Source organism: Vibrio sp. TRT 29B02 (assembly GCF_050113655.1).
In the GTDB taxonomy this organism is placed as follows: Bacteria; Pseudomonadota; Gammaproteobacteria; order Enterobacterales; family Vibrionaceae; genus Vibrio.
The window spans coordinates 23,841-47,764 of sequence record NZ_JBNJOJ010000001.1 but is presented as its reverse complement, the minus strand read 5'-3'; the positions used below and the strand labels follow the sequence as shown (position 1 = coordinate 47,764).

The window sequence follows — 23,924 nt, the reverse complement described above, 5'->3', positions numbered from 1 at the left end:
GTGCAGTTGCCCACTGTGCGGGCATTTTCTTTTCTAGCATGTCCACTTACGCGATACGTCACAAATTAATCACTTGTTTAAATATTGATTAATTTTTGTCGTGTCGAACAAATCATAGCCACACTATAATTAATCGTCTGTTTAATATAAGAGATTTTGGTGTGACGACTAAGCCACGTAAAGCAGGACGTCCCAGTGACAGTATCGATGCTCGACAACAGCTGATCCATCAAGCCAGAGAGCTGTTTACTATCATGGCTTACGATAAGGTATCGACTCGACTTATCGCCAATCGCGCCGGCGTCAATGTTGCCATGATCCGCTATTACTTCGGTAACAAAGAAGGATTATTTGAAACCATGTTGCGTGAAACCTTGGAGCCAATGCGACGGCAAATGCAGGTGCTATTAAAAGAGAGTTCTCAGAAGAACTTTCTCGATCTCATGCGAACTTACTATCGTGAGATGGTCAAGGTGCCGCAATTCCCGCGCTTAGTCGCTCAAGTCATGCACATGGACGCAAGTGAAACACAACGCAAATTATTGGAGAAGGTTTTTCTCGATATCAGCCAACCCATGCAACAGGTTATGTTTACGAAACTCGTTGAGGGCAAAATCCTCAGGCCAGATGCTGACCCGAAACTGTGTAAAGTCTCCTACATCAGTCTGATGGTCTTTCCGTTTATTGCACCGCCTGCTTTGCTCGCGATTCATGGCATTGAACTGAATGAAGCCTTCTTAGACCGACTGCTCGAACACAACATCAAACTCATGACTCACGGATTTCTGCAATCCAACCACCAGCAGGATTAACATCAATGAAAATTAACAAGAAACTACTGTTCTTCCCCGCACTCGCTGTTGGCGTGATCACCCTGATTATCGCGGTAAAAATGAAACCTGATCTGCCCGTTAAACCCGCTGGCGATCGCGCCCGTTTAGTCGAAACCGCAACGTTAGAACTCAAGTCAATGGCTCCGCAGGCTATCGGGTTTGGTAAAATTGCCCCTAAATTAGAGTGGAAAGCGATCGCCGAGGTCACAGGTAAAATCGTCTTCCGCCATCCGAGACTTGAAAAAGGGCAGGTTCTTCAAGCCGGAACAGAAATCCTGCGTATCGACCCACTCGATTATGAACTAAAACTGGTTCAAGCTCAGGCTGATCTCAAATCTGCTCAAACCTCTTTAGCTAAGCTGAATCAAGAAGAAGATAACCTTAAACAAACCTTAAAGATCGAACGTAACCGACTTGAGATTGCGAACAAAGAGTTACAACGGAAACAGAATCTGCGCACTAAAGGGCTGACGTCTCAGTCAGATGTCGATCAACAAGAGCAAAGTGCGTTATCACAACGCAAACTGGTTCTGGACATCGAAAACCAAATTGGACTGATGCCAGATGAAAAACGTGTCGCGCAAGCCTTAGTTAAAGTCAATGCATCGAAAGTTGATGAAGCACAGCGTTCCCTTGAGAAAACCATTATTACTCTTCCGTATGATCTGCGAATTGCCTCAGTCGATGTCGAGCAAAATCAAGTTGTGAACCTCCAGCAAACGATGGTCACCGCACATGGTATGGGCGTGATGGAAGTTGAAGCGCAGTTATCGATTCACGACATGCAGACCCTTGCATCTAGTCTTGGAGAGTTTGGCCGTGATGCGAATGGGATTCCTCAGCCTGACATGACCTTCATTGATGCCTATATCGAACTAAGTAGCGGAAGCTTGAAGGCAACATGGCCTGCCAAAGTTGCCCGTATCAGTGAAACGGTTGACCCAAATCAGGCAACAGCGGGCGTGATTCTAGAAATCGAGCAAGACTACCGCAACCTCAACCCGACGTCCGCACCGCCACTGGTCAATGGTATGTTTGTCCGAGCGGTCATTGAAGGTCAGGCCAATCCAAGTTGGGTCATCCCTGAACGCGCTTTGCACGGTGACAAAATCTATCTGATGAATCAGGAAAACCAGTTGGAAATCCATGCTGTCGAAGTTCTGTATCGCCGAGACAACCAAGTAGTCATCGATGGTAATTTTAGCCAAGGGGATCAACTGATTGTTAATGATCTTCTTCCTGCCATTGAAGGGATGCTGCTTAAAACAGCGCACAATAGCGATCAGGAGTCAACGCAATGATCCGATTCTTTGCCAAGCATCCGACAGCCGCCAACCTGATGATGCTCGCCCTACTAGTACTCGGCCTCACCTCATTACCCAACATCAAAAGGGAGACTTTCCCCGAGTTTGATCCACCCTATATTATGGCTGGCGTCGTCTACCCGGGTGCATCTCCTCAAGAAGTCGAGGAGAGCATCTGTGTAAGAATGGAAGATGCCGTCGATGGATTAGCCAATATTGAAGAGACCCAATGTGAAGCCGTTGAAGGTTCAGCGCGCCTGATCCTCAAGCTCAATGAGAAAGCCGATATTGGTCGGATGCTGGTTGATGTTCAGACTCAAATTAACTCTATCAATGACTTCCCTCAACAGATTGAGTCCCCTGTCGTTCAAGAACTAGACTGGAACGAGCCTGTCGTTGATGTCGCGATTACTGCCGATACCACTTGGCCTGAGCTAAAAGCGTATGCCGAACAGCTTAAACGAACGTTAAAGCTCGATTATGATGTTTCGTTGGTCGATGTAGCAGGCTTTTCGGATCACCAGTTTAGAGTCGAGCTTGATGGGCAAGCGATGCGTCAATTGGGTCTCAGTGTTGGCGATATCGCTGATCAGATTGGTCGTCAGAATATCAAGCTACCAAGCGGAAACGTTGAAACTCCCGACAAAAACTTCCTGATCCGTTTTGATGAGCGACGCATCACTCCACAAGAAATGGAAAGCATTGTTGTCGGTTCAGGCCCCAATGGATCGCTCATACGTCTTAGAGACATCGCAACCATCACTGATCGCTTCGAACTGGACGAACAAAAAGTGCTATTCGATGGCCATCCTTCTGCACTGCTTAAAGTCAGTAAAAACAAAGAAGATGATGCGCTGCGTATCAAAGAGCGTGTCGCCCAGTTTGTGGAAGAACAACAGGCTATTGCGCCCATGGGTGTCAAACTTGAGCTGACCAATGATCTCTCATCCGTACTCTGGGATCGCTTAACTATGATGGTACGCAACGGCTGGCAAGGTATTGTCTTGGTGTTTGCTACCATGTGGTTGTTCTTCACTCTTCGTTACTCATTTTGGGTTGCCGCCGGTTTGCCAGTCGCGTTTCTTGGCGGTCTGTTCTTAATGGCACAACTCGGACTGTCAATCAACATCATGTCGCTGGTGGGTCTTCTGATGGCAATAGGCATCATGATGGATGATGCAATCGTGATCGCCGAGTCTATCGCATCACACCTAGATCGTGGTGAAGAGGTGGATGACGCAGTGATAAAAGGGGTGAAAAAGGTTCTGCCCGGCGTTATCTCTTCGTTCCTAACCACTGTGTGTATCTTTGGCAGTCTATTGTTTCTCGAAGGAGAGATGGGGGCGGTTCTGAAAGCCGTTCCGCAAGTGCTCATTTTGGTCCTTACGTTGAGCTTGGTGGAAGCATTTTTAATCCTGCCTAACCACTTATCCCATTCGTTACACCGAGAAAAAAACGATCAACCACCTGCTAAGTTCAAACAAACGCTCCTCGATAAGTTTGAGAACTTCCGTAACACCACTCTAGTCTATGGTGTCGAAAAAGTGGTCGAATACCGCTACGCCTTCCTCGGTAGTATCGTCGCGTTACTTCTGATTTCAATAGCCACCATTGCTGGTGGACTACTTAAATTCCAACCATTTCCAGAATTAGATGGCGATATCGCTGAAGCTCGTATCATTTTACCTCCCGGCTCGTCTCTCTCCCAGACCGAAGCTGTGGTCGATAAAATCGTCGCTTCCGCTCGTAAGCTTGATAAAGAGTGGAGTGAAACTGTCGAAAATGGCACACCGCTGATCGAGCATATTACCAGTCAGTTTAACGCCAACGCGGACGCCAACGAGTCTGGCCCTCATATCGCGACCGTCAGGCTTGACTTGCTCGGGGCAGAAAGCCGCAACACAGTCATCGATGAGTTTATTGCCGCATGGAGAAAAGATATTGGAGAGCTCGCCGATCCTATCTCTCTGGTATTTAAACAACCCACTATGGGACCAGGAGGACGAGCCATTGAAATCCGCGCCAAGCATGATGATCTTAACGCCTTAAAAGCGGCCTCGATCGATATTCAGCAGTACTTAAAAGAGTTTGATGGCGTTCACGGCGTACTCGATGACATGCGCATGGGCAAGGAAGAGGTGCTCGTCAAACTAAGACCGGGCGCTGAAACCTACGGAGTCAATGGTCAGCTTATCGCCAACCAACTGAGAGCCGCTTTCTTTGGTCAAACGGCCGATGAGATTCAGGTTGGCGTCGAAAACATCTCCGTTGAGGTGCGATTAAATAAGGTTCAAGCGGGCGATCTACAGCAGTTAGCTAACTTCCCGATCATTGTCGCTGACGGTAGCCAAATTCCCTTGGCAACCATCGCGACGCTCGATTTCCAGAGAAACTATGTACGCATACAGCGCATTGACGGATTGAGAACCATCAGTGTTTTTGGTGACACAGACAATACCAAAGTCAACTCAACCGCTATCATCAATCAGTTCCAGAAAGATGAAGCGCCTAAGTTAATGGCTAAGTATCCGGGGCTACGCTTTGATTTTGAAGGGGAAGCAAAAGACACCGCAGAGACCAGTTCTTCGATGGCGAAAGGCTTCTTGCTCGGACTGTTCGGTGTATTCACCATCTTGAGCTATCAGTTCCGCAGCTACTTAGAACCGTTTGTGGTTATGCTCGCCATTCCACTCGCTTTTATCGGTGTAGTATGGGGACATATTCTGCTTGGTCACTCACTCAGCATGCCAAGTATGATGGGATTTGTTTCTTTGGCGGGGATAGTGGTCAATGACTCTATCCTGCTGGTGCAGTATATCCGTCACCATGTGGATGAAGGAGACAATGTCCATAACTCGGTTGTAAAAGCGAGCAGAGAGAGGTTCCGCGCGGTTTTCTTAACGTCGATGACTACGGCTGCGGGTTTGCTACCACTGCTCACTGAAACCAGCTTGCAGGCGCAAGTGATTCAACCACTAGTGATCTCTATCGTCTTTGGTATTTTTGCCTCCACACTTCTAGTGTTGTTTATGATCCCCGCCGCCTACGCCGTATTGGCTGACTTCGGTTTGGTTCATAAACATCAAGAAATCTGATGGTCGAAACATTAAAATAAAAATAAGCCAGACAAGATGCCTGGCTTATTTTTTATCTACCGAGAACATTGCTCAAGACGTGGTTTGTGCCTTCGCTTTCGCTCGTGGAAACAGGCGTTTTAGCTTGCCAAACACACCTTTGATATCCTCCAACATCAAATAGAGACATGGGACGAGAACCAGCGTCAGCAGTGTTGCAAACAAAACGGCGAAACCGAGTGCGACCGCCATAGGTATGACAAACCTTGCCTGAAGACTGGTTTCAAACATAATCGGCAGTACACCTACAAAGGTAGTAATGGAAGTTAGTATGATGGCTCGGAATCGAGCACAGCCAGCTTCTATTACGGCTTCTTTGATCGTCACGCCTTGCGCTCGAACCTGATTGACATAATCTGTCATCACCAAGGAGTCGTTAACCACCACCCCCGCGGCAGCGATAAGACCAAATGTCGACATCATACTCAGATCGAGTCCAAACCAATAGTGTCCCCAGATCGCCCCAGTTAGACTAAACGGAATGACAGACATAATGATCAGCGGCTGAGTGTAGCTCTTGAGCGGCACAGCCAGCAGGATATAAACAATGATCATGCCAGCAACAAAGAAGATTTTTTGCTCATTTTGCTGAGCTTGTTGCTCTTCTATCGAGCCACCAAGTTGGCTCTTAACGCCGGGATAAGATGTCAAAATGTCTGGAATGATTTCATCGGTGATCTGACCAACAACCTGATTCGGCTCAACCAGTTCCTCATCAATAGAACCATAGACATACACACTGCGATAGCCACCTTCTCGTCGAATACTGCTCACGCCAGGTTGCTGATTAATTTCGACCACATCCCCCAACATCACCTTTTTGCCTTCTGGAGTCGTAATGACGGCATATCGCAGTGAAGAGAACGCTTCACGAGTCAACTGTGGGTAGCGAACCATTACTTTAATTTCTTCACCATCGCGCAGCACTCGTTGTGCTTCGCCACCGTAAAAACTCCCACCGACCTGAGTGGCAATATCGAAGAGATCCAGACCGAGATCGTAGGCAACTGGTGCGAGAGAGAGCAGAACTTCCTGACTACCCGCATCAATAGATGAAGAGATATCAAACAAGCCTTTCTGCTGTTGCAGAGTCAAAATCAGATCGCGTCCAGCCGCATTCAGACTTTCAATATCCGACCCATAAAGCAAGAATCCGAACTCATCCCCTTTCTCATCATCGTTAACGTTGTCAGATACATTGAGCATCTTGAGCCCTGGGATATCTGGCAGACGTTCGCGCCATCTTCGCGCCAACTCAAATGTGGTAAATGGTCTCAGTTCCTCATCAACCAAAGGAATCACCAAGCGCCCCTCTTTTCTACCCTGACTAAAGGTGAGGATGTCACGAATCATTTTCTGACCCGTCTCTTGCTCGATCTCTTTATCAATCGTCAGAACCGTCGATTCGATGAGTTTCAACGCGTCTATCGTCTGTTCGCTAGAAACATTGTCGTTCATCACCAACTTAATACTTGGGAAATCATGAGGTACCTTAGGTGACGGGACGATTCGAACGTAACTCGCCATCACCATAGCGATACTGATAACGAGTATCGCGACAAAGCCAGCAAACACACTCCAACGCCAGTAGGTACAGGTTGTGACAAAACGTTTGTACGGCCCATTGATGAATGCAAAGAAACGAGTATTGAATCGATCTCGCCAACTGCCTTTCTTGATTGGAGTGAAATTAGAATGTGCCAAGTGCGCCGGAAGAATCAACTTCGACTCAATCAAACTAAACAACAAACACAGAATAACAATCGACGCGATACCAAAGAAGAAGGCGCGTTCAATACCTTTAGACATCAAGAACGGAGCGAATACTGCCATGGTGGTAAGAACACCAAAGGTCGCAGGAGTCGCGACGCGTTTTACGCCTCGAACCACATTTTCAACCCCGCCACCTTTTTTCTCGATTTCACTATAAGCACTCTCGCCAATCACTATCGCGTCATCGACAACAATACCCAGCACCATAATGAAGGCAAACAGTGAAATAATATTGATACTGACACCAATCGCAGGCATCACCATCACCGCGCCGAGGAAACAGACAGGCAGACCGATCATCACCCACATTGCTAACTTAACGCGCAAGAATAGACTAAGCATGAGTGCGACCAAAACCGCACCTTGCAGTAGGTTCTTCAACATCATGTCTAAACGCGCATTCAGATAATAGGTCATATCAACCAAAGTTTTGATCTTCAGATCGGCTGGCAACGTTTGATTCTTTTGCTCAATATACGCTTTGACTGACTCCGCAACGGCGACCATGTTTTGATCTTTTGTCGCCTTAACCGAAAGGTACATCGCGTTTTGACCCGAATACTTGAAGTATCGATCATCTTCGGTAAAGCCATCTTTAATCGTGGCGATATCTTGTAAAAGAACCTTGCCACCATTGTTACCAATTTTGACTGGAATATCGCGGAACTCTTCACCGCTGTAATACTGATTCTCTATTCGTACCGAGATCATTCCCGCATTGGTGCGCACTTCACCCGCAGAATAGTTCGCTGAGTAACGCTTAATCGCGTTGCTAACGTCATTAAGCGTTAAACTGTACTTTTGCAGCACTTGAGGTTCGATTTCTATGGCGATCTCGTAATCAGGCGCCCCTAAATCAACCAAAGCCACATTCCCCAGTTGTAGCAACTCATCTTCAATCTGTTTAGCAATCGGCTTTAGCTCAAGTAAACTGCGATCACCCACCAGAGCCATCTCAATGACATCTTGACGCCACTCGTATTGGTAAACCTGAATCGGCTCCATGGCATCTGGGAAGTTAGAAGTGGCATCGACCTTCTGCTTAACCTTATCGAGAACATCATCGATATTCTCATTAACGTTCACTTCCAGCTCAATGTTACCGCTACCACGATATGCCGTGGATACCGCTTTTTTAATTCCCGTGACATCCTTCAACGACTCTTCAAGTTTGATTAGGATGCTCTCTTCAATTTCTTGTGGTGACGCCCCCGGATACTGTGCGCTGACATTGATGTAGTTGACCTCAATGTTGGGGAACATTTGTCTTTGTATGAAGAAAAAACTCACCGTTCCGACGATAAGAATGAACACCATCAGCAAGTTTGCCGCCACAGGGTTGTTGGCGAAATAGGCAATCAGCCCTGTTTGTTTCGTCTCTTCCATGCTCAAACCCTACATGCTTGATTGGTTAGTTTTCGCAGCAACTTCGACCTGTAACCCTTGCTGCGGATACTCAGGCACAGTGAGGACTAACATGTCATCATCATTTAATCCCTGATTGATCAGCATGAACTCTTTTTCTGCACGCAACACATTAACGGTTCTTGGTTCTAACTGATTGTTGTCGTTAACCACCCAAACCTGGCGATTGTTAACCAGTTCTTGCGGCAGACGGTAAATATGCTTCAGCTCTTTGCCTGCGAACTGAACCTCGACATAAGAACCGAATTTCATCGCGGGCTGATCACTATCAATGGCGTAAGGATTCTCGACGCGAACCACCATATTGATCATCCTTGTGCTGCTATCTACTACACCGAGGTCACGGTCGATAACACCTTCACGGAAGGTATTTTCGATACCGCGCTGAATGATCTGAGCTGATGTTCCTGCGTAGTCTTGTGGCAAGAAAGCACTGTCAAAGCCCGCGATTGGAATATGCACTTCACCCGCTTCGACGTTATTTAACGTTGCGACGTGAGCACCCGCAGTGATGAATTGACCAACACCAATATCCCTCGACACCACTAGTGCATCGTAAGGTGCGATGATCTGGCAGTTTTCTAAATCACGTTTCGCTCTTTTTAGCTCGGCCTGTGCAGATTTCACTTGGGCATTGGCACTGAGCAGTTGCGGTTTACGGAGATATAAATCTGTGACCTGTTTTTCAGGCATACTCTTCGCTTGACGCTTTGCGACTTCGGCTTTTGCTTTCTCCTCGATAAGCGCTGCTTGTGCGCTCGCTAACTGAGCTTCAGCCTGCAATACCGCCGCTTGGTAGTTGTCGTTTTCAATACTGAATAGAACCTCGCCTCGTTTTACAATACCACCAACGACAAAGTTGGCGTGCCAGCTGATTACCTCACCTGACACCTGGGCTGAAAGTTGAGTGACTTCCACAGGTCGAAGCTCGCCGTGGCTAGTAATCACGACCTTGTGGTCACTCGATTGAACTTTAGAAACGGTGACGACTGGTGGTGCTTTGGGTGGCTTACTCTCTAGTGACTCTGGTGCACTTGAAGCGATAGCTGAGTAGCCCGCATAAGCAGCCCCTAACGTGATAAATGGCAGTAACCAACGTAACGGCTTAGTTGTCATTTGAATTCCTTATCCGCTTGTAATAATACATTTGTGCAATCTCGGCTGACTTCACCGAGTATTAGAATTTATATACGTATGTAGAGAGGTTTTGCACCAATTCAGCCCACACTATACACCCAATAAATGACGTTCATAATAAATCCTTATCAATTCTCATTTTTGTTCATATATTGAATGCCTAACTAGGCGATAGCAATTGCAGTGCCAAAATTAAGTCCCTGATAAATAAAAGCTTCCACAGGACTAATCAACACTTACTAACTATGCAGTTGGTGAATGTAATCACTAGTAGGTGAAATTTACCTACTAGTGATTACAAAAAAAACTGATGAGGCAAATATGACTAACAAGGAAGTCATCAGATGAAGCGAGTCATTCTATTTGATTGGGGTAACACCCTAATGGTTGGTGATTCACTGTTTATCTCAGCTACTAGAACAAAAATGGTAACTGGCACTTTACCTCAGCTTAGGTTGAGGTTTTATAGTCTCGTCCTTAGCAAGGTATCAACATCAAAAAGGACAACAAGTGAAAACATTGATTCTATTCTCAAGCGCAAACAAACAAGGAAATACGGCTAAAACCATTGAGGCGGTCAATCGCAGCCACGAAAGCGAGATTATCGACATTGATGAGCTGGTGATCACTCCCTACAACTACCAAAATGACTATCCTGCCGATGACTTTTATCCATTGGTCGATAAGATGCTCGCGGCTGACAACATTGTGTTTGCCTCTCCGGTATATTGGTATACCGTGACTGCGCCGATGAAAGCCCTGATCGATCGTTTAACCGAGTTGCTCGATGTTGCCGAACTAAAGCCCAAAGCGCGGGCGCTTGAACATAAGCGTGGGTTCTTAGTGACCAGCTCAGGTAAAGCGCAAATATGCCCAATATTTCATGGGCTGTTTCACGGTCTATTTGATTATTTTAATATGGAGTTTACTGCAACTCTGCACGCCGCTTGCAATGATGGCTATTCTTTGTCTGAACAGGATTTGCAGCACTTCACGAACGCCTTGAGTCATAGACAATCCCATTGCTAAATAAAAAAGGCTTAGCCGAAGCTAAGCCTTTTTCTATGCTGTTGTTGCTTGGGGTTGATAACGACCCGGCTTGTGGTTCATTGCCAGAATCAAGTTGGTCGCGACTGCGCCCATTACCGACAGAGCAATCAGCGAAATATCGACAATAAACAAAGACATGATAACAATCGTACAGTCTAATGCCATTTGCACTTTACCAGCACGAATACCAAATCGCTCCTGCAGAAACAGCGCTAAAATATTGAATCCACCTAAGCTCATCTTGTGACGGAATATCACCAGCATCCCAATACCGATCATCCCTCCGCCAAGAAGCGCCGCATAAAATGGGTCAATGCGGGCAATCTCTATTACATGGTGTAAGTGGTCAACCGCGAATGACACAATGGTAACGGCAATGAAGGTATTGAGCGTGAATCGCCATCCCATTCGGGTGACGGATAAAATGTAAAACGGCAAATTGAGCGCAAAAAAGATTTGACCGAAACTGAAATCACTCACCTTAGTCAGGAAGATTGCCAATCCCGCAGTACCGCCTGTCAGCAGACCGACTTTATTGAAAAAGATAACACCCAGTGAGACCAGAGCACTACCCAAAACAAGCGCAAGTAAGTTTTCGCGCAAACTATGTTCTTTATCCATTTAGACTTCCTATCCATTAGTACCAAAATCGAAATAGACATAACGATGACGTATTTCGATGGGCAATCAGATTCACAAACCGGTGAATCAAACCCGCATAAGATGTCGATTAATGACAAAAATGTCGAGAGCTGACAGGAAATCACTTGTAAGGACTGTGTTAAACAAAATGTACACTAGACGCTAAGGTTACTTGGAGCGTTGTGATAAATTGACCACATTTGACTCTGAAGAGGCTGCCGGCTTATTGGCCTTCTCATCCCCCCCACTGCGACCTTTCGCGCTATACATCGCTTCGTCAGCTAAGCTGAGCAATGAATCTTTATCTTTGGTCTGTTCCGGATAATGGCTAACACCAACACTCGCCCCAATAACGAGCGTGTGGCCGTCAAATACAATCGGCTGACTGATGACGTCTATGATTTGCTGAACTTTTTTATCGACAATGGACAGATCGTGAAGCAAGTCTAAGCAGATAACAAACTCATCCCCACCTAAACGACCAACAAAGTCCGACTCGCGTACACTCTCTTCTAATCGCTGCGCAATGTTGACTAACACCACATCACCAGCATCATGACCATAGGTGTCATTAACTTGTTTGAACTCGTCGAGATCAATAAACAGCAACGCCAATTTACAGCCACTGCGATTAGCTTTGATCATCGCATTCTCAAGTTGTTTATCAAATGCGCGGCGGTTCATTAGGTTGGTGAGTGGGTCATGTTCGGATAAGAACAGCAGTTGCTCCTGCTTATGTTTGAGCTGTCGAGTCTGTCTGAGCACTTCTTCTTCAAGCTCTTTACGTGTGACCGTCGAACGACACAACGAGACGGTCATTTGATTAAAAAAGCTGGCGATAACACGAAACTCACTGTCCATTTTTACCGCTTCAACCTTGGTGTCCAATTTCCCCTTAGCAAGATCGATGATCGCTGCTTTCATTGCTTCTGCACCCGATTTAAAACGGAACAAAATTAGCCAAGCGGTGACGCTCACTAAAATGGAACAGATGATCAGCCACGCAGCAGCTGTCGCCATAACACTCTGTAGATTGGTGACATTACGATTCAAGACAAGCTGATGAACGTAAGCAAGCTCCTCTGTCATGTTTTGCACGATCATGTTGTAGCGCGAATGCAGCAGGTTACGTGCATTGATATCGTCAGAATCCGTTTCTTTGCGTCTACCAGAACCATCAAAATAGAGCTCTTTTTCTTGCAGTAGCAAAATATGAAGGCTTCGGTTCATGTGTTGAATGTTGTCGAGGAGAATGTTGCTACTCTTATAAGCGGTGAGTTTAGTGTCCAACTCAGCGTGTGCGATCTCGACCTGATGCAAACTTGGCTGGTCACCAAACTGTTTAAACACCCATAATTGGCTGCGCAATAAATCGACGCACAGTTGTAGCTCAATAAGCTGATCCAGCTCGAATTTCGTTAGCTTCTGTTCGGCATGTATCTTTGAGAAAGAGATAACAATGAATAACGTCAACATCATCGTTGTCGTTGAAAGGATAAACATTTTCTTGAACAGAGAATCCAACATAGCGTCAATCCCTCAGTTCCATCGCTTGCTGATACGGATAAGGGTAAAGTAGCTCTCTGAAATCCGGCGGCGAGTTTTCGACTAACCCCATTTCAATCGCCCAGCGAGATTGTAATTGCAAGTTTGAGAGTAGCGAATTACCCAAGGATAAGCGAAACAGGTAGTCCTGCCATGTCCACTTGACTTGGCTAGGCGGAAGGTCAAGTCGTGTCGCGATCATCGCAATCGCCTCCTCTGGGTTGCTGTTTATCCATTCAATCGCCTTATCAAGAGCCTGTAGTAAGCGGGTCGGCTCATCACCAACAAACTCTAGATAAGGTGAGCGAGCAATCAGGTTAAATGACAATTGATAGATCCCTTTAACCCCTAGATTCGCGACATCCGCAACAGAGAATAAATCCGCTTCAAAGCCCATTGGTTCCCATGCCGATATTGCATCAACTCGATACGAAAGCAGTGCCGGTACCATCTCGTGTGGTTGCAAATAGACTTTCTCTACGGGCATATGCTTGAGATTGTTGCTGATAAGTACCGAGTCGAAATAGAACTCACTGGCCGTGCCCTTGATAATGCCTACCCTACGACCTTCCAACTCGTTGACGCTGTGAATACTGGCAGGCACGAGTGTGAGAAGTTTGAGGTCGTTGTCTGATTCAACAAAGCTGACAAGCAAAGAAAGATCATCACGCTGAAAGCTTTGGAACATCACAACAGACTCCGATGCCGTTGCATAGTCAACATTGCGATCTAGCATCAGGTTTGTACAAGCGGCACCACTCGAACAAGGGTGTAAGCTGACATCTAGATTAAAGGATTTAAAAAAGCCCAGTTGGTCAGCAACCAAAAAAGGCGATGATAAGGGTGTTAGAGAAACCCCTATTCTTATTTTTGAAGAGGTCGTCATCTGACTCATCTTCACTTCGTTTATCACGCCCCAAGCTACCGCGCACAACATAAGCACAGAAACACTAAGCGCCAATTTATTATTCTTTATAAACGGTATCATTGGCAGATCCATTTGCATAAGAAACCTAGCACATATAAATTTAGCCTATGAATTAAAAAAGTGAATCAAGAGCTCAAGTTTTTCAGATTGTCATGAATAATTTCTTTAAAACTTAACGCCAGTTCACAAAAACCAGCCCTTCCGACCCGCAAGCGATATCCGCCAGTTCGTCTTACCTGTTCTCTTTTTCTCCATGCTTCCTGTTATATCTGTGTACAGATTCACTTGACGAATGATCACTATTCCTAGGCAGCGGAATTTGTTTTAATTGCCAGTCTAAATCGACCAACGGAGCCATGTTTTGTTACACGAGATCTATATTGCAGGCGGATGTTTATGGGGTGTGCAAGAGTTTATGCGCCATTTACCCGGCGTTGTCACCACTGAAGCTGGTAGAGCCAATGGCACCTCAAGCACAACCTCGGGGCAATATGATGGCTACGCAGAATGTGTTCGTACTGAGTTCGATCCTAAATTGCTCTCTGTTGAACAGTTAATGGATTATCTGTTCGAGATTATCGATCCTTATAGCGTTAACCAGCAAGGAGAAGACATCGGTAAGAAGTATCGTACCGGTGTTTACAGCCGAGATGAGCAGCACTTAAATCAAGCCCGCCAGTACATTGCTGCGCGTCCTGACAGCAAGAAAATTGCAGTTGAAGTGATGCTGCTGACCAATTACGTCAAGAGCGATGACGAGCACCAAGATCGATTAACTCGATTTCCAAATGACTACTGTCACATTCCCGTCAATGTGCTGCATAAATATCGTAAGTAGTCAGCAGAGCAACCGCGCGTAAATCAACTGACATTGACGTTATAAGCGACATTACCCTGTTTTAATGATTTAAGATCCAGTAAGTTAGTCTAAGTTGTATAACGCTATTCAAGGATTGAAATGTTTCAACAAGTGGTCGGGATTCTCTTCCCTGTGTTCGCGCTGATTGCCGTTGGCTTTTCCGTTGGTAGATGGCTTAAACCCGACTTTAGGCCGATTAACCGTATAAATATGGATGCGTTCACCCCTGCGTTGGTATTTTCATCGCTGGTCGCTATGCCTCTGGATACTGAGCAAGTGCCGCTTTTAAGCGCTGCCGCCATCGCGGTGCTGTTACCTGGCATCCTCATGCTCCCCGTATGCAAACTCACCAAGCTAAACTATAAAGCTTGGGCGCCTCCACACATGTTTCGTAACAGTGGCAACCTCGCTATCCCGTTGTTCACTTACACTTTCGGAGACAGTGCGCTCGGGTCAGCGGTTTTGCTATTTGTGGTTTCGGCTTGCCTACATATTAGCCTCGGTTTAGCACTCCTCAGTGAAGGTAACCCTTTCAAACAGATCGTAAAGATGCCGATCTTTATCGCGGCAAGCTTAGCGCTAATCCTTAACGTTTCCGATATCGGTGTATGGACACCACTCTATGAAGCGACCTCGTTACTCGGTCAGGCGGCTGTTCCTGTCATGCTGCTTTCGCTTGGAGCACAGATGTGTAACCTCAGGTTGAGCGGCTTAAAAGTGGGAATCTTATGTACGTTGCAATCACTGGCAACCGGTGCAGTCGCTTTCACGGTGATCTATCTATTCATTCCTCTACCGCCGATGCAGCTACAAATGATGGTGCTCTTTACCATGCTACCACCAGCGGTGATGAACTATCTGTTTGCTGAGCGCTTTCAGATAGAGCCAACGAAAGTCGCGTCAATGGTACTGTTCAGTAACTTCTTTAGTGTGCTGACACTGCCAATGTTACTCGGGTTCGCCCTCTCCTTGTGACCACTCTTCAGGGTTGGTGAGCATGGTTTTACCTTTGAACGTTTCAGCACGAATATCTTGAGGGTTGTAGATAGCACAGGATTCCATAGACAAACAACCACAGCCGATACAGCCACCTAGATCATCTTGAAGAGCTTTAAGCTGCTGAATTCTGTGCTCCAAACGCTCTTTCCATCCGGATGCCATCTGCTCCCATTCCTGACGGCTAGGAGCCTGATGCTTAGGCAAATGACCCAGTGACTCCGCAATTTCCTCCAGCGTTAGTCCGACTTCCTGAGCGGCTTTAATCACTGCGATACGCCTCAGTACGCTGCGATGATAGCGACGTTGATTGCCCTGATTTCTCCAACTGAAGATCAATCCCTTTTGCTCATAGAAGTGTAACGCTGAGACTTTGACTTGCGCTCTTTTCGCCACTTCTCCCACACTCATTTCCATATTGCACTCCAAATAAATTAAAATTCGCGCTTTACCTCAAGTTAACTTGAGGTTTTACAGTAGCACTAACTCAGTCAGATTACATAAGGATATTTCGATGAGACTAGTGACGAGAAATAGAACTTTGCCTTACCTTTCAGGGCGCTTTTTTGATGGTATTTCATCCGGTCTTTTCATGATGGCTTTGCCGTGGGTCATGTTAAGCACACCCGACATGGGAACATTCATTGCCTTGGTTGCTCTCACCTGTACCGCAACATCATTTGTCCTCACGCCATTTTTTGCGACCTTAATTGATCGTCACTCACGCAAATTATTGCTGATCCTTGTTCAAGTGGTTCAGTCTCTCACCGCAACCATCGTATTGGTCGCATACCTTATTAATCTCGACTCTCACTGGCTCCTCGCCGGTGCTCAATTGGTGTTTTGGGTCAGTAGCAATTTAGCCTGGTCGACGAACAACGCGTTTACCCAAGAGAACTATCAGCGCCATGAATATGCTTCGATTTCAGGTAAGCAAGAGATTGTAATGCAGGCGACAACCCTTGGTGCTGGTGCATTAGGCGTCGTGTTACTGCAAAGATGGGGAATGGTCGAATTTGCAACGTTTGCCGCCATTGCATCGGCTATCGCTGCTGTGAGTTACATTGTCACACCATATCAACAGCAACTGCGTAGCAACAACCAAAACTCTTTTGTCGAACAGATGAAAGAGAGTCGTACCATCTTTGCTCAACAGCCACACTTCTATGCTTTTCTGCTGATGTCATGCCTTTCTTATCCAATTCTCACTTTCTTAGGAAAACTTGTCCCAATTTGGTTTGCTGAGAATGACATTTCCGGAGACTGGTATGCGGGCTATAACATCGCCTTTGGTTTTGGTTCTTTGCTGACGGGTATATTTGTCAGCAGACTGCTCTCACTCAGCTCACATCAAACGACCATGCAATACTCAATGGCGCTCGTAGCGGCGTCCTTAGTGGGTATGAGCATCGCGACACACCCAATGTACATCCTTATGATGACGTTAGTGTTTGGATTTTTTAATGCCTTAAATCGTATTGCTCGCACTAATTGGATGCATCATACGATTGATGTCAGTCAGCGTGGCAGAGTCGAGGGTGGATTGGTGCTATTCTCCACATCTGTACAAAGTGTCAGTTACATCCTGATTGCGTATTTGGCGCGATACGATATGACTCAATGGGGCTTTGCTATTGCAGCGTTTACTATGTTTTTCGCGGTATTGGTTATGTCTCAACTCAACCGCTCCCGCGCTTTACAAGCTCAAATTGCCAACTGAACCCATATTGTCTCTCTCCAATTAAAAACCAAAGAGGTACACGGAGGTACCTCTTATATTTTCAGCCAATAGCAAATGAGCTACGAGAGTTTAAAGCGAGCGACGATATCACTCAGTGTCTGATTCATATCTGAAATTCTCTGCGCCTCTTCTAATGCTTGTTGTCCATTGGCATCCAACTCACCAACAATGTCATTGATTGCGCTCATATTGCGGCTTAACTCTTGAGTAACGCTACTTTGCTCTTCTGCGGCTGTCGCAATTTGGGTACTGAGGTCGTTTATATCCGTCACAAATTGACTCATCACATCGAGACTTTCTGCCACTTCACCAGCCCCTTGCGCAGTTTGGGCGCACTTCTGTTTGGTCGATTCCATCGAATCCACCACGGATTGGCTGCCACGTAACAAGCTTGCTAGCGCCGCTTCAATTTCTTCAGTACTGGTTTTGGTTCGGCTAGCAAGGTTGCGGACCTCGTCGGCCACCACAGCAAAACCACGCCCCTGCTCCCCTGCGCGTGCCGCCTCAATGGCTGCATTTAGCGCCAGTAAATTGGTCTGTTCAGCGATATCGCCAATCACACCAAGGATGGTATTAATTCCATCCGTCTCGGCCGCCATATTATTTACGTTTCCAGATGCCGTGCTTACGTCTTCGACTAACTCTTGAACATTTTTCTGCGCTTGTGTCACGGTATTCTTAGAAGCGCTACTCGCCTCACTCGCTTTATGAGTCAATTGCGCCGTATTCGCCGCATCCGTTGCCATCGAATCAGCCGTAGAGTTCATTTCCTCAATGGCTGTCACCACTTGTTCTGTCTCTTGAACATGGTTTTGGAGAATAACGCTATTCCTCTGACTCTGATCTTTCATCCGATCGACATTCTCATTGAGATTTTCCGTCATCTGGCGAATCTCTAACATCATAGTCTGGAGGCTACCGATAAACGAATTAACACTTTCCGAGATCTCTCCCAAGTCGTCTTTCGTTTTGACTTCGATGCGCTGAGTGAGATCGCCGTTTCCTTGGCTCAAACCAAGCATGGTCTGTTTCAATACTAAAATGGGTCGGTAAAGAACCTGCATAATTAGCATTGCTAGTATGACACTCACCATGGTTGCTATGGATGCCGTGGCGATCGCGGCTTGTTTCGCCGAAACCAAATCAGAGAAAACAACTTCTTTCTCCAGCCCAGTAACGAAGTACCAACTTTTACCTGCAACATTGATTTTGTGCGAAAAAAATAGTTTTTCGACGGAGTCAATCTGACCTTCAAATACCGCATCATTCACTCCGATTGACTGGCGAGCAACGTTTGCCAACCAAGCGTATTTGTCTGCCTTCTCTCCTGCTTTAACCAGAGAGAGAGAAGAAGCCAGAACGGTATTATCGTGATTAAGAATCATCGCGAATGCACCAGGAATATCGTTGGCACTTTTAACGATTTCGTTGAGAAACCCTAGCTGCATATCGACCGAGATCATGCCACTCAGTGTCTTGCGCACTATCGACACCCAGTAGGTGTCCCCGTCACTGCTTAAATAGGGCTCCGTCATTGCGGCCGTTGGACTTTGTCTTCCGAGCTGATACCAACTTCGAGTTGTAACGTCACCATTGTATTTGTGATTCGGCCACGTGTTTGCTGTCTGGTTCCAGTAGGCATCACCATTGGTAAATGCCACCACAGAACTGTTAAGGTTCATTCCACCCGCTATCAAGTGAGTCAAATCAATGAACTCTTGTTCACTGCCTGTGATGGGTTGATTCGCAAACAACGCCCCAACTTTGTCCAAACCCGCCACTTTTTCATTCAGTTTGCCACCGACCTGCTCAGCTTGAGCTTTGACATACTCCTGATTGCTTCTAGTGATCAGATCAACCAATGTCTCTTTCTGCTTAACGTATGAAACATAGCTCGACACCGTCACAGAAAACACCACCAGTGCGATGATCGATATAAGCAGTAACTTCCTAAATCCTAAATTTCTCATTACAAATTCCTTATTCACTCTATTGCCATAACGACTACAGAGCAGAGCCAATCACTCGAATTTATTATTAAATCTGTAAGTAAATTGTGGTAGGAATATGATAAAGATCCAGCCTAGAACGCGAGTTCATGACGCATGATTGTCATTTCTTGGTTTGACAAGCATAAAATCGCCATCAGGCATAAAAAAAGCAGCCCCTAGAGCTGCTTTCTGCGTAACTCGCTGAGCTTACATATCAAGAGACATGCCTATTTGACTCAATTTGCTTCGGAATTCATCAACGCTAGAGGCTTCATAGGTTGGTGAGCCGTTAAAGTACCTTGGTTTTTCTGGCAGCATTGCATTTTTTAGCGCTTTTTCTTGGTCAAGATCATCATGATAAACCGTAACTCGATTAGGGATGTCTTGTTGGAATCTCGCCATTGTGTTCTCCTTTCATCTGACGTTTAAATCACTATTAAGCGTAGAAAAACCCTTGCCAGAGTCAAAGTGAACTTTTGTTGCACATAACCAATAGTCATTGAAGTAACGCTATGATTAATAAAATGTTATTGGACATTAAACCTCGATCATTATGACTCAAATAAGTCTAATTCTGTGAGCTTTTTCCAACTAATCGCATTGTTCTTTCATAAATCACTCAATACATTACCACGCAACCGAGCTATTGTGTTTGGGAACTAATCCACACCAAGCTGAGAATTGCCGACCATTTTGAAACTGTTTGCCAGAGCCTACTTCACTAATAATTTCAGCAGTCAAAATCGGACCAAAATCAGGGATATTCTTAACTGCCTCATACCTTGGATGTTGTTGGCTCAATCTGGTTATGCTTTGAGTAACTTCATCAATTTCGTCGCTGATATTGATAAAGTTACAGTGCAGTGTTTGCAGTAAGCTTCTCATAACATTAGACAACTGATTCTCAGCTTCTTCAATCGCTAACGGCAAATCACTCCGCAGTGATTTAATAGACAAAGGGAAAACCACTCCGTACTCAACGGCAAGTCCTCTGATCTGGTAACTTGGAAGTGTCCAAAAGTTACTTAGTATTGTCGGTGTGGTGTACTCCATTTCTGAGGACAATAGGGGTGTTTTGGTGAGCTTGCTCTCTGTACAAAGAAAAGAGGCTGACGTTCCAGCCTCTTTTAACGTTTCACACTGTAATTGTATATTTAGCTCTTAACGCTTAGTTTAAGTCACATTCCCTTTCGTCCGAAGATATTGAATTAAAGGCGCATAATCGCCTGCATCAGCTTGGCGTAAGCTCGCAATGTACTCACCCCGCTCTTGGCTTTGTCTATCCAAATCTGTATTGGACCAAACTAAAGGCTTTTGTTTGAGTAGTACCATTCGTATGTAGTCCGTCATTACGCGCGAGTGACGTCCATTGCCGTTAGGAAAAGGGTGAATTTTAACTAACCTGTGCTGTATCCGGGCTGAGAGTTCTAGGCTGTCATAGTGTTCAAACTCAATCCAACATTTGATGTCTTCCAGTAAGTTGTGTAAATCTGGCCGGATATTCAGCGGATCGACACCAATGTTCAACTCTCGGTGACGGTAGCTACCGGCCCATTCCCACACATCACCAAACAAACGTTGATGTAACTCTTCCACAAACGCCATAGAAAGAATGTCATCCATGCTGGTTTTAGGCGTCGTGGCTAACCAACTCAACCCTTGCAGTATGTTGGCATTTTCAAGCTCATTAAGCTCTTCGCGAGTCGAGATGTGATCAAATTTTAGCCCGGCAACATCATCGGCATTTAGTTCGGTTGCGCCCTCTGGTTCAACAAACAGACTCATTGGTATTTCTCCTGCAAGCTGACTTTCCACAAATCTCGGGGGCTGCCCGTTTTAATCTCATTGGCTAATTGAACCAGCGCTTGCTGTTGTTGCTCTGAGGTTAACTGCTGCGCTTCTAAAAACATCGATTGGTGGCTCATGGCCAAACGCTGCTTGGCCAACTCCATAGCGCGCGCTTCTATCATGTCATCAATCGACTGACGCGGAACAATCGCATAAACCAGTTCGGCATCGAGCCCGCTTGCCAGATGTTTAAGTTGTTTGAGTGTGATGGTTTCATCGGCTTCTTTACGCTCCAATATGGAGACTTGATTTCGAGAGAGATTAAGACGTTCACCTAATTGCGCGCCCGACATCCCCAAGGCCTCACGGATACTGCGCACCCAGCCATTTTTCGGCGGTTTAGGCACAGATAAATCGAGCAAAGCGCTGATTTTTGCTTTGACTTGCTTGAGTGCAACGGCATAGACACCGGATTTTTTCATAACTCTGTATCTCCAATTAAATACACTACAAAGCTAATGGTATCTAATTTTGCATACACTATAAAGACTGTTGTATCTTTTTATTGATACGTAGCAAGACTGAGTGTATCGACAAAAAGATACATTACTTATTTAGCTATCTGTTTACTGGACAATGGTCGTGTCAAATTCATCTTGGAAGTGCAAACGTCTTCGGCAGCGCTAGAGTGGGAAGTGAACGGTTTAGGTTGATCTAGATTCTGGGGACAATAGGGGTTGTTTTGGAAAAAACACAATCCAGACTTCTGCTCTGAATGATTTCTGCCCCTTTATTAGTTAGCGTAACCATATATGTTCCTTGTAACAAAGCAAAGCCATCCTTCGATTGACACTCTATCGTTTCAATATCTCAAGTATTTGCTTCCCATCACTGTGCATGCCCTCGTAAGCACCAAAGATACTTGGATATTGCATAGGAACAGCTGTTACAAGTGTCTGAAGCAGCGAGAAGTACAATCCAAAGTTTATGCAATAACTTAGTAGGTATGGAAGTTGAAACTTGGATGCGAAGTAAAGCAATGTACACATCCCGAGAGAAGTTAGTGGTCCCATTGCAAGTGAAATGACTCTCTCTTTAGATGAGCATCTAGAGGATATCTCAGAGTAGCCTACATGCATTGGAACTTTGGTCGATGATATAGATAAGTTACCCCAATTCAACGTCCTGACGTCTGAACCCAACCCTAACACTATTTTCACCGGATACCCTTTAAGTAGCTGTGGTAGTGCATGTCCCAACTCGTGAGCGAGAGTAAGTGCCGGCGTTATCACAACAAGGCCTAAGATAATTCCGATGATTTCAATCATAGCGTGTCCTGTTCATTATTTTCCGTTTGTTTATTGCGCAACCGATGGTAGCAAGTTCTTTTTCTAAACAAAGTGCTGAGAGATAAACGGCAATATGGGGGAGTTAATGAACCTATTTCATGACGAATGACGTTTTGGCATATGAAAAGTTATCTGAAAGCAGGATTAAGGCGGAGCTACTCTAAGAAGGTTATGTCCAGAAACGTGTTACAGGGCCTTAACTCCTAAGTGCCTTAACTACTAAGGGCGACCGATGCGACATTAGCTCACCAAAGCAAGCTGCTAATAATTAGGGGTTACACGGCAGTTGGATCTATGATGCGGTAAATAATTTTCCGGAGATTTTAAGCCGATGATTGATAGAATTAAACTGCTGTTAACTGGGCTACTAACGATCGCCGTTTTGATTATTGATGGCATGTACTTGAATCATGTTTCTGACTCAACTGACATCTATTGATCTTTATTCATATTCTTAAAGCACTTCATTGCATAACAATAAACATGAAATTAAAGTCCTATCCAGTATAAATAAATGGTAAACCAGCAGCCATTACTGGAGGTGCGATTCGTTGCGGAGGGGTAACGATTGGTAGTGGTACAGTGAACATCGGTGATGTATATCAGCCTACGGAAATGTCTGCGTTATCATCTTCATTGTCTTCAATTGAGTCTCAAGCAGCTATTCAAACTAAAGCTCAAAATGCACATTCCTCAGCGAGTGTAACCGAAGTTGGCACTTCGAAAACCGCTCAAATTCCACAAGGTTCAGGTTATTGGCCACCGTATGACTTTACTAAAAGTGAACAACTTGAGCTCGCTAAAGGGTTAGGTGGCATGGGTTCAGCACTTGACTGGGCTGACAATGAATTTGGGGTGTCTGATGCGTTAGTTGATTTGTTGAAAACGGGTCAAGAATGAAGAAGATACAAATCTCAGGAATTATTTTTTTTGCACTTTTTCTTGCCGGCTATTTGGCAATTGGAGCGCCAGCAGAATTAGCACTCCCCTTTCTACCCTTAGAGCTAAGAGTCAGGTTGCTTGGATACCAATCCTACATTGCATTAGCAATTCTTCCTCCTTTACTCTTAGGAGGTATTGGCATAATGACACATCAGTTATGTAATCCACAAAGAGAAGTAACCTCTTATAGTAAGGTATGGCTCAAAGTTGCTTATATATCACTAGCCATAGGTTCACTTGCTTTAGTTTCAAGAGGTTATCTCGGCTACCAAGTAACCAAATCTGGTTATGTAAAGTGTATCCATGAGTCACGAACTTCTTCTAAAAATAGCTGGAGGGTTTATGCAAAAGATTTAAGTTTGTGCAAGTCGTCATCCGGTATAGCTGGTGGTTAAAAGTTGGCTACAAGCATTTAAGGCTTCAAGATACTTGTCCTAATCTGATATAAACGTTCTAGAGCATGGCGAGTGATATAGCTTTTCCCTAT

General features: G+C 45.3%; 20 protein-coding genes and 1 pseudogene. 9 read left to right on the top strand and 12 right to left on the bottom strand.

The genetic code is table 11. The annotated features are described in order from the left end of the window. Positions 1–161 precede the first annotated feature (161 nt). From ACQEXT_RS00185 to ACQEXT_RS00175, 3 genes are read left to right on the top strand one after another with little or no spacing between them, the layout of a single operon-like run. Positions 162–812, top strand: coding sequence for a TetR/AcrR family transcriptional regulator (locus tag ACQEXT_RS00185; RefSeq protein WP_426950051.1), 651 nt, complete (start codon positions 162–164; stop codon positions 810–812). Positions 813–817: 5 nt separating this feature from the next. Next, entirely contained in the window at positions 818–2,134 is a 1,317-nt protein-coding gene (locus ACQEXT_RS00180) for an efflux RND transporter periplasmic adaptor subunit (protein ID WP_426950049.1), read from the top strand. Next, positions 2,131–5,232: an efflux RND transporter permease subunit gene (locus ACQEXT_RS00175; RefSeq protein ID WP_426950047.1), complete on the top strand. Its 3,102-nt coding sequence runs from the start codon at positions 2,131–2,133 to the stop codon at positions 5,230–5,232. Before ACQEXT_RS00180 ends, ACQEXT_RS00175 begins: the two co-directional genes overlap by 4 nt. A 72-nt stretch (positions 5,233–5,304) precedes the next feature. Here ACQEXT_RS00175 and ACQEXT_RS00170 read toward each other — a convergent pair whose 3' ends face one another. Both ACQEXT_RS00170 and ACQEXT_RS00165 read right to left on the bottom strand, forming a co-directional pair. Continuing rightward, a complete protein-coding gene (locus ACQEXT_RS00170) occupies positions 5,305–8,430 on the bottom strand; it encodes an efflux RND transporter permease subunit (protein WP_426950045.1) in 3,126 nt (1,041 codons plus the stop codon). A gap of 9 nt (positions 8,431–8,439) precedes the next feature. After that, positions 8,440–9,585, bottom strand: coding sequence for an efflux RND transporter periplasmic adaptor subunit (locus ACQEXT_RS00165; RefSeq protein ID WP_331417817.1), 1,146 nt, complete (start codon positions 9,583–9,585; stop codon positions 8,440–8,442). 531 nt (positions 9,586–10,116) lie between these two features. On the opposite strand from ACQEXT_RS00165, the gene ACQEXT_RS00160 reads away from it, so the two are divergent. Beyond that, positions 10,117–10,635 (top strand): flavodoxin family protein, encoded by a 519-nt coding sequence (locus ACQEXT_RS00160; RefSeq protein ID WP_426950044.1) that lies wholly within the window; start codon positions 10,117–10,119, stop codon positions 10,633–10,635. Positions 10,636–10,668: 33 nt separating this feature from the next. Here ACQEXT_RS00160 and ACQEXT_RS00155 read toward each other — a convergent pair whose 3' ends face one another. The 3 genes from ACQEXT_RS00155 to ACQEXT_RS00145 all read right to left on the bottom strand — a co-directional run bounded on the left by ACQEXT_RS00155 (position 10,669) and on the right by ACQEXT_RS00145 (position 13,831). Further along, positions 10,669–11,277, bottom strand: coding sequence for a YitT family protein (locus ACQEXT_RS00155; RefSeq protein ID WP_138971094.1), 609 nt, complete (start codon positions 11,275–11,277; stop codon positions 10,669–10,671). Positions 11,278–11,466: 189 nt separating this feature from the next. Further along, a complete protein-coding gene (locus ACQEXT_RS00150; protein WP_331428538.1) occupies positions 11,467–12,825 on the bottom strand; it encodes a GGDEF domain-containing protein in 1,359 nt (452 codons plus the stop codon). Positions 12,826–12,829: 4 nt separating this feature from the next. Beyond that, positions 12,830–13,831, bottom strand: a complete 1,002-nt coding sequence (locus tag ACQEXT_RS00145; protein ID WP_426950042.1) for an ABC transporter substrate-binding protein — start codon at positions 13,829–13,831, stop codon at positions 12,830–12,832. A gap of 301 nt (positions 13,832–14,132) precedes the next feature. On the opposite strand from ACQEXT_RS00145, the gene ACQEXT_RS00140 reads away from it, so the two are divergent. Next, positions 14,133–14,609, top strand: a complete 477-nt coding sequence (locus ACQEXT_RS00140; RefSeq protein ID WP_138971092.1) for a peptide-methionine (S)-S-oxide reductase — start codon at positions 14,133–14,135, stop codon at positions 14,607–14,609. Positions 14,610–14,729: 120 nt separating this feature from the next. Next, a complete protein-coding gene (locus ACQEXT_RS00135; protein ID WP_426950039.1) occupies positions 14,730–15,605 on the top strand; it encodes an AEC family transporter in 876 nt (291 codons plus the stop codon). On the opposite strand, the gene soxR is transcribed toward ACQEXT_RS00135, so the two are convergent. Further along, a complete protein-coding gene (gene soxR, locus ACQEXT_RS00130; protein WP_331417822.1) occupies positions 15,579–16,043 on the bottom strand; it encodes a redox-sensitive transcriptional activator SoxR in 465 nt (154 codons plus the stop codon). The two genes, ACQEXT_RS00135 and soxR, sit on opposite strands and share 27 nt — an antisense overlap. A gap of 97 nt (positions 16,044–16,140) precedes the next feature. On the opposite strand from soxR, the gene ACQEXT_RS00125 reads away from it, so the two are divergent. Next, the gene (locus ACQEXT_RS00125; RefSeq protein WP_426950037.1) at positions 16,141–17,346 is read left to right on the top strand and encodes an MFS transporter; all 1,206 of its coding nucleotides are present in this window, start codon (positions 16,141–16,143) and stop codon (positions 17,344–17,346) included. Between the two features lie 80 nt (positions 17,347–17,426). On the opposite strand, the gene ACQEXT_RS00120 is transcribed toward ACQEXT_RS00125, so the two are convergent. The 6 genes and pseudogenes from ACQEXT_RS00120 to ACQEXT_RS00095 all read right to left on the bottom strand — a co-directional run bounded on the left by ACQEXT_RS00120 (position 17,427) and on the right by ACQEXT_RS00095 (position 22,474). Next, positions 17,427–19,337, bottom strand: coding sequence for a methyl-accepting chemotaxis protein (locus tag ACQEXT_RS00120; RefSeq protein ID WP_426950035.1), 1,911 nt, complete (start codon positions 19,335–19,337; stop codon positions 17,427–17,429). A 228-nt stretch (positions 19,338–19,565) separates the two neighbouring features. Next, positions 19,566–19,760 carry a hypothetical protein gene (locus tag ACQEXT_RS00115; protein ID WP_138972222.1) on the bottom strand — a complete coding sequence of 65 codons (195 nt, stop codon included), beginning with the start codon at positions 19,758–19,760 and terminating at the stop codon, positions 19,566–19,568. Between the two features lie 237 nt (positions 19,761–19,997). Continuing rightward, positions 19,998–20,357, bottom strand: a pseudogene (locus ACQEXT_RS00110) (transposase); the annotation flags it as partial. Between the two features lie 174 nt (positions 20,358–20,531). Further along, positions 20,532–21,143 (bottom strand): mobile mystery protein B, encoded by a 612-nt coding sequence (locus ACQEXT_RS00105; RefSeq protein ID WP_426950033.1) that lies wholly within the window; start codon positions 21,141–21,143, stop codon positions 20,532–20,534. After that, complete coding sequence (locus ACQEXT_RS00100) at positions 21,140–21,628, bottom strand: mobile mystery protein A (protein ID WP_426950031.1); 489 nt, start codon at positions 21,626–21,628, stop codon at positions 21,140–21,142. Before ACQEXT_RS00100 ends, ACQEXT_RS00105 begins: the two co-directional genes overlap by 4 nt. A 372-nt stretch (positions 21,629–22,000) precedes the next feature. Next, positions 22,001–22,474: a site-2 protease family protein gene (locus ACQEXT_RS00095; protein ID WP_004747439.1), complete on the bottom strand. Its 474-nt coding sequence runs from the start codon at positions 22,472–22,474 to the stop codon at positions 22,001–22,003. A 603-nt stretch (positions 22,475–23,077) separates the two neighbouring features. Here ACQEXT_RS00095 and ACQEXT_RS00090 point away from each other — a divergent pair. Together ACQEXT_RS00090 and ACQEXT_RS00085 are read left to right on the top strand one after the other, a co-directional pair. After that, positions 23,078–23,395, top strand: coding sequence for a hypothetical protein (locus ACQEXT_RS00090; protein WP_426950030.1), 318 nt, complete (start codon positions 23,078–23,080; stop codon positions 23,393–23,395). After that, on the top strand, positions 23,392–23,832 hold the full coding sequence (locus ACQEXT_RS00085; protein WP_426950028.1) for a hypothetical protein: 441 nt from the start codon (positions 23,392–23,394) through the stop codon (positions 23,830–23,832). Before ACQEXT_RS00090 ends, ACQEXT_RS00085 begins: the two co-directional genes overlap by 4 nt. The last annotated feature ends 92 nt before the right edge of the window (positions 23,833–23,924 follow it).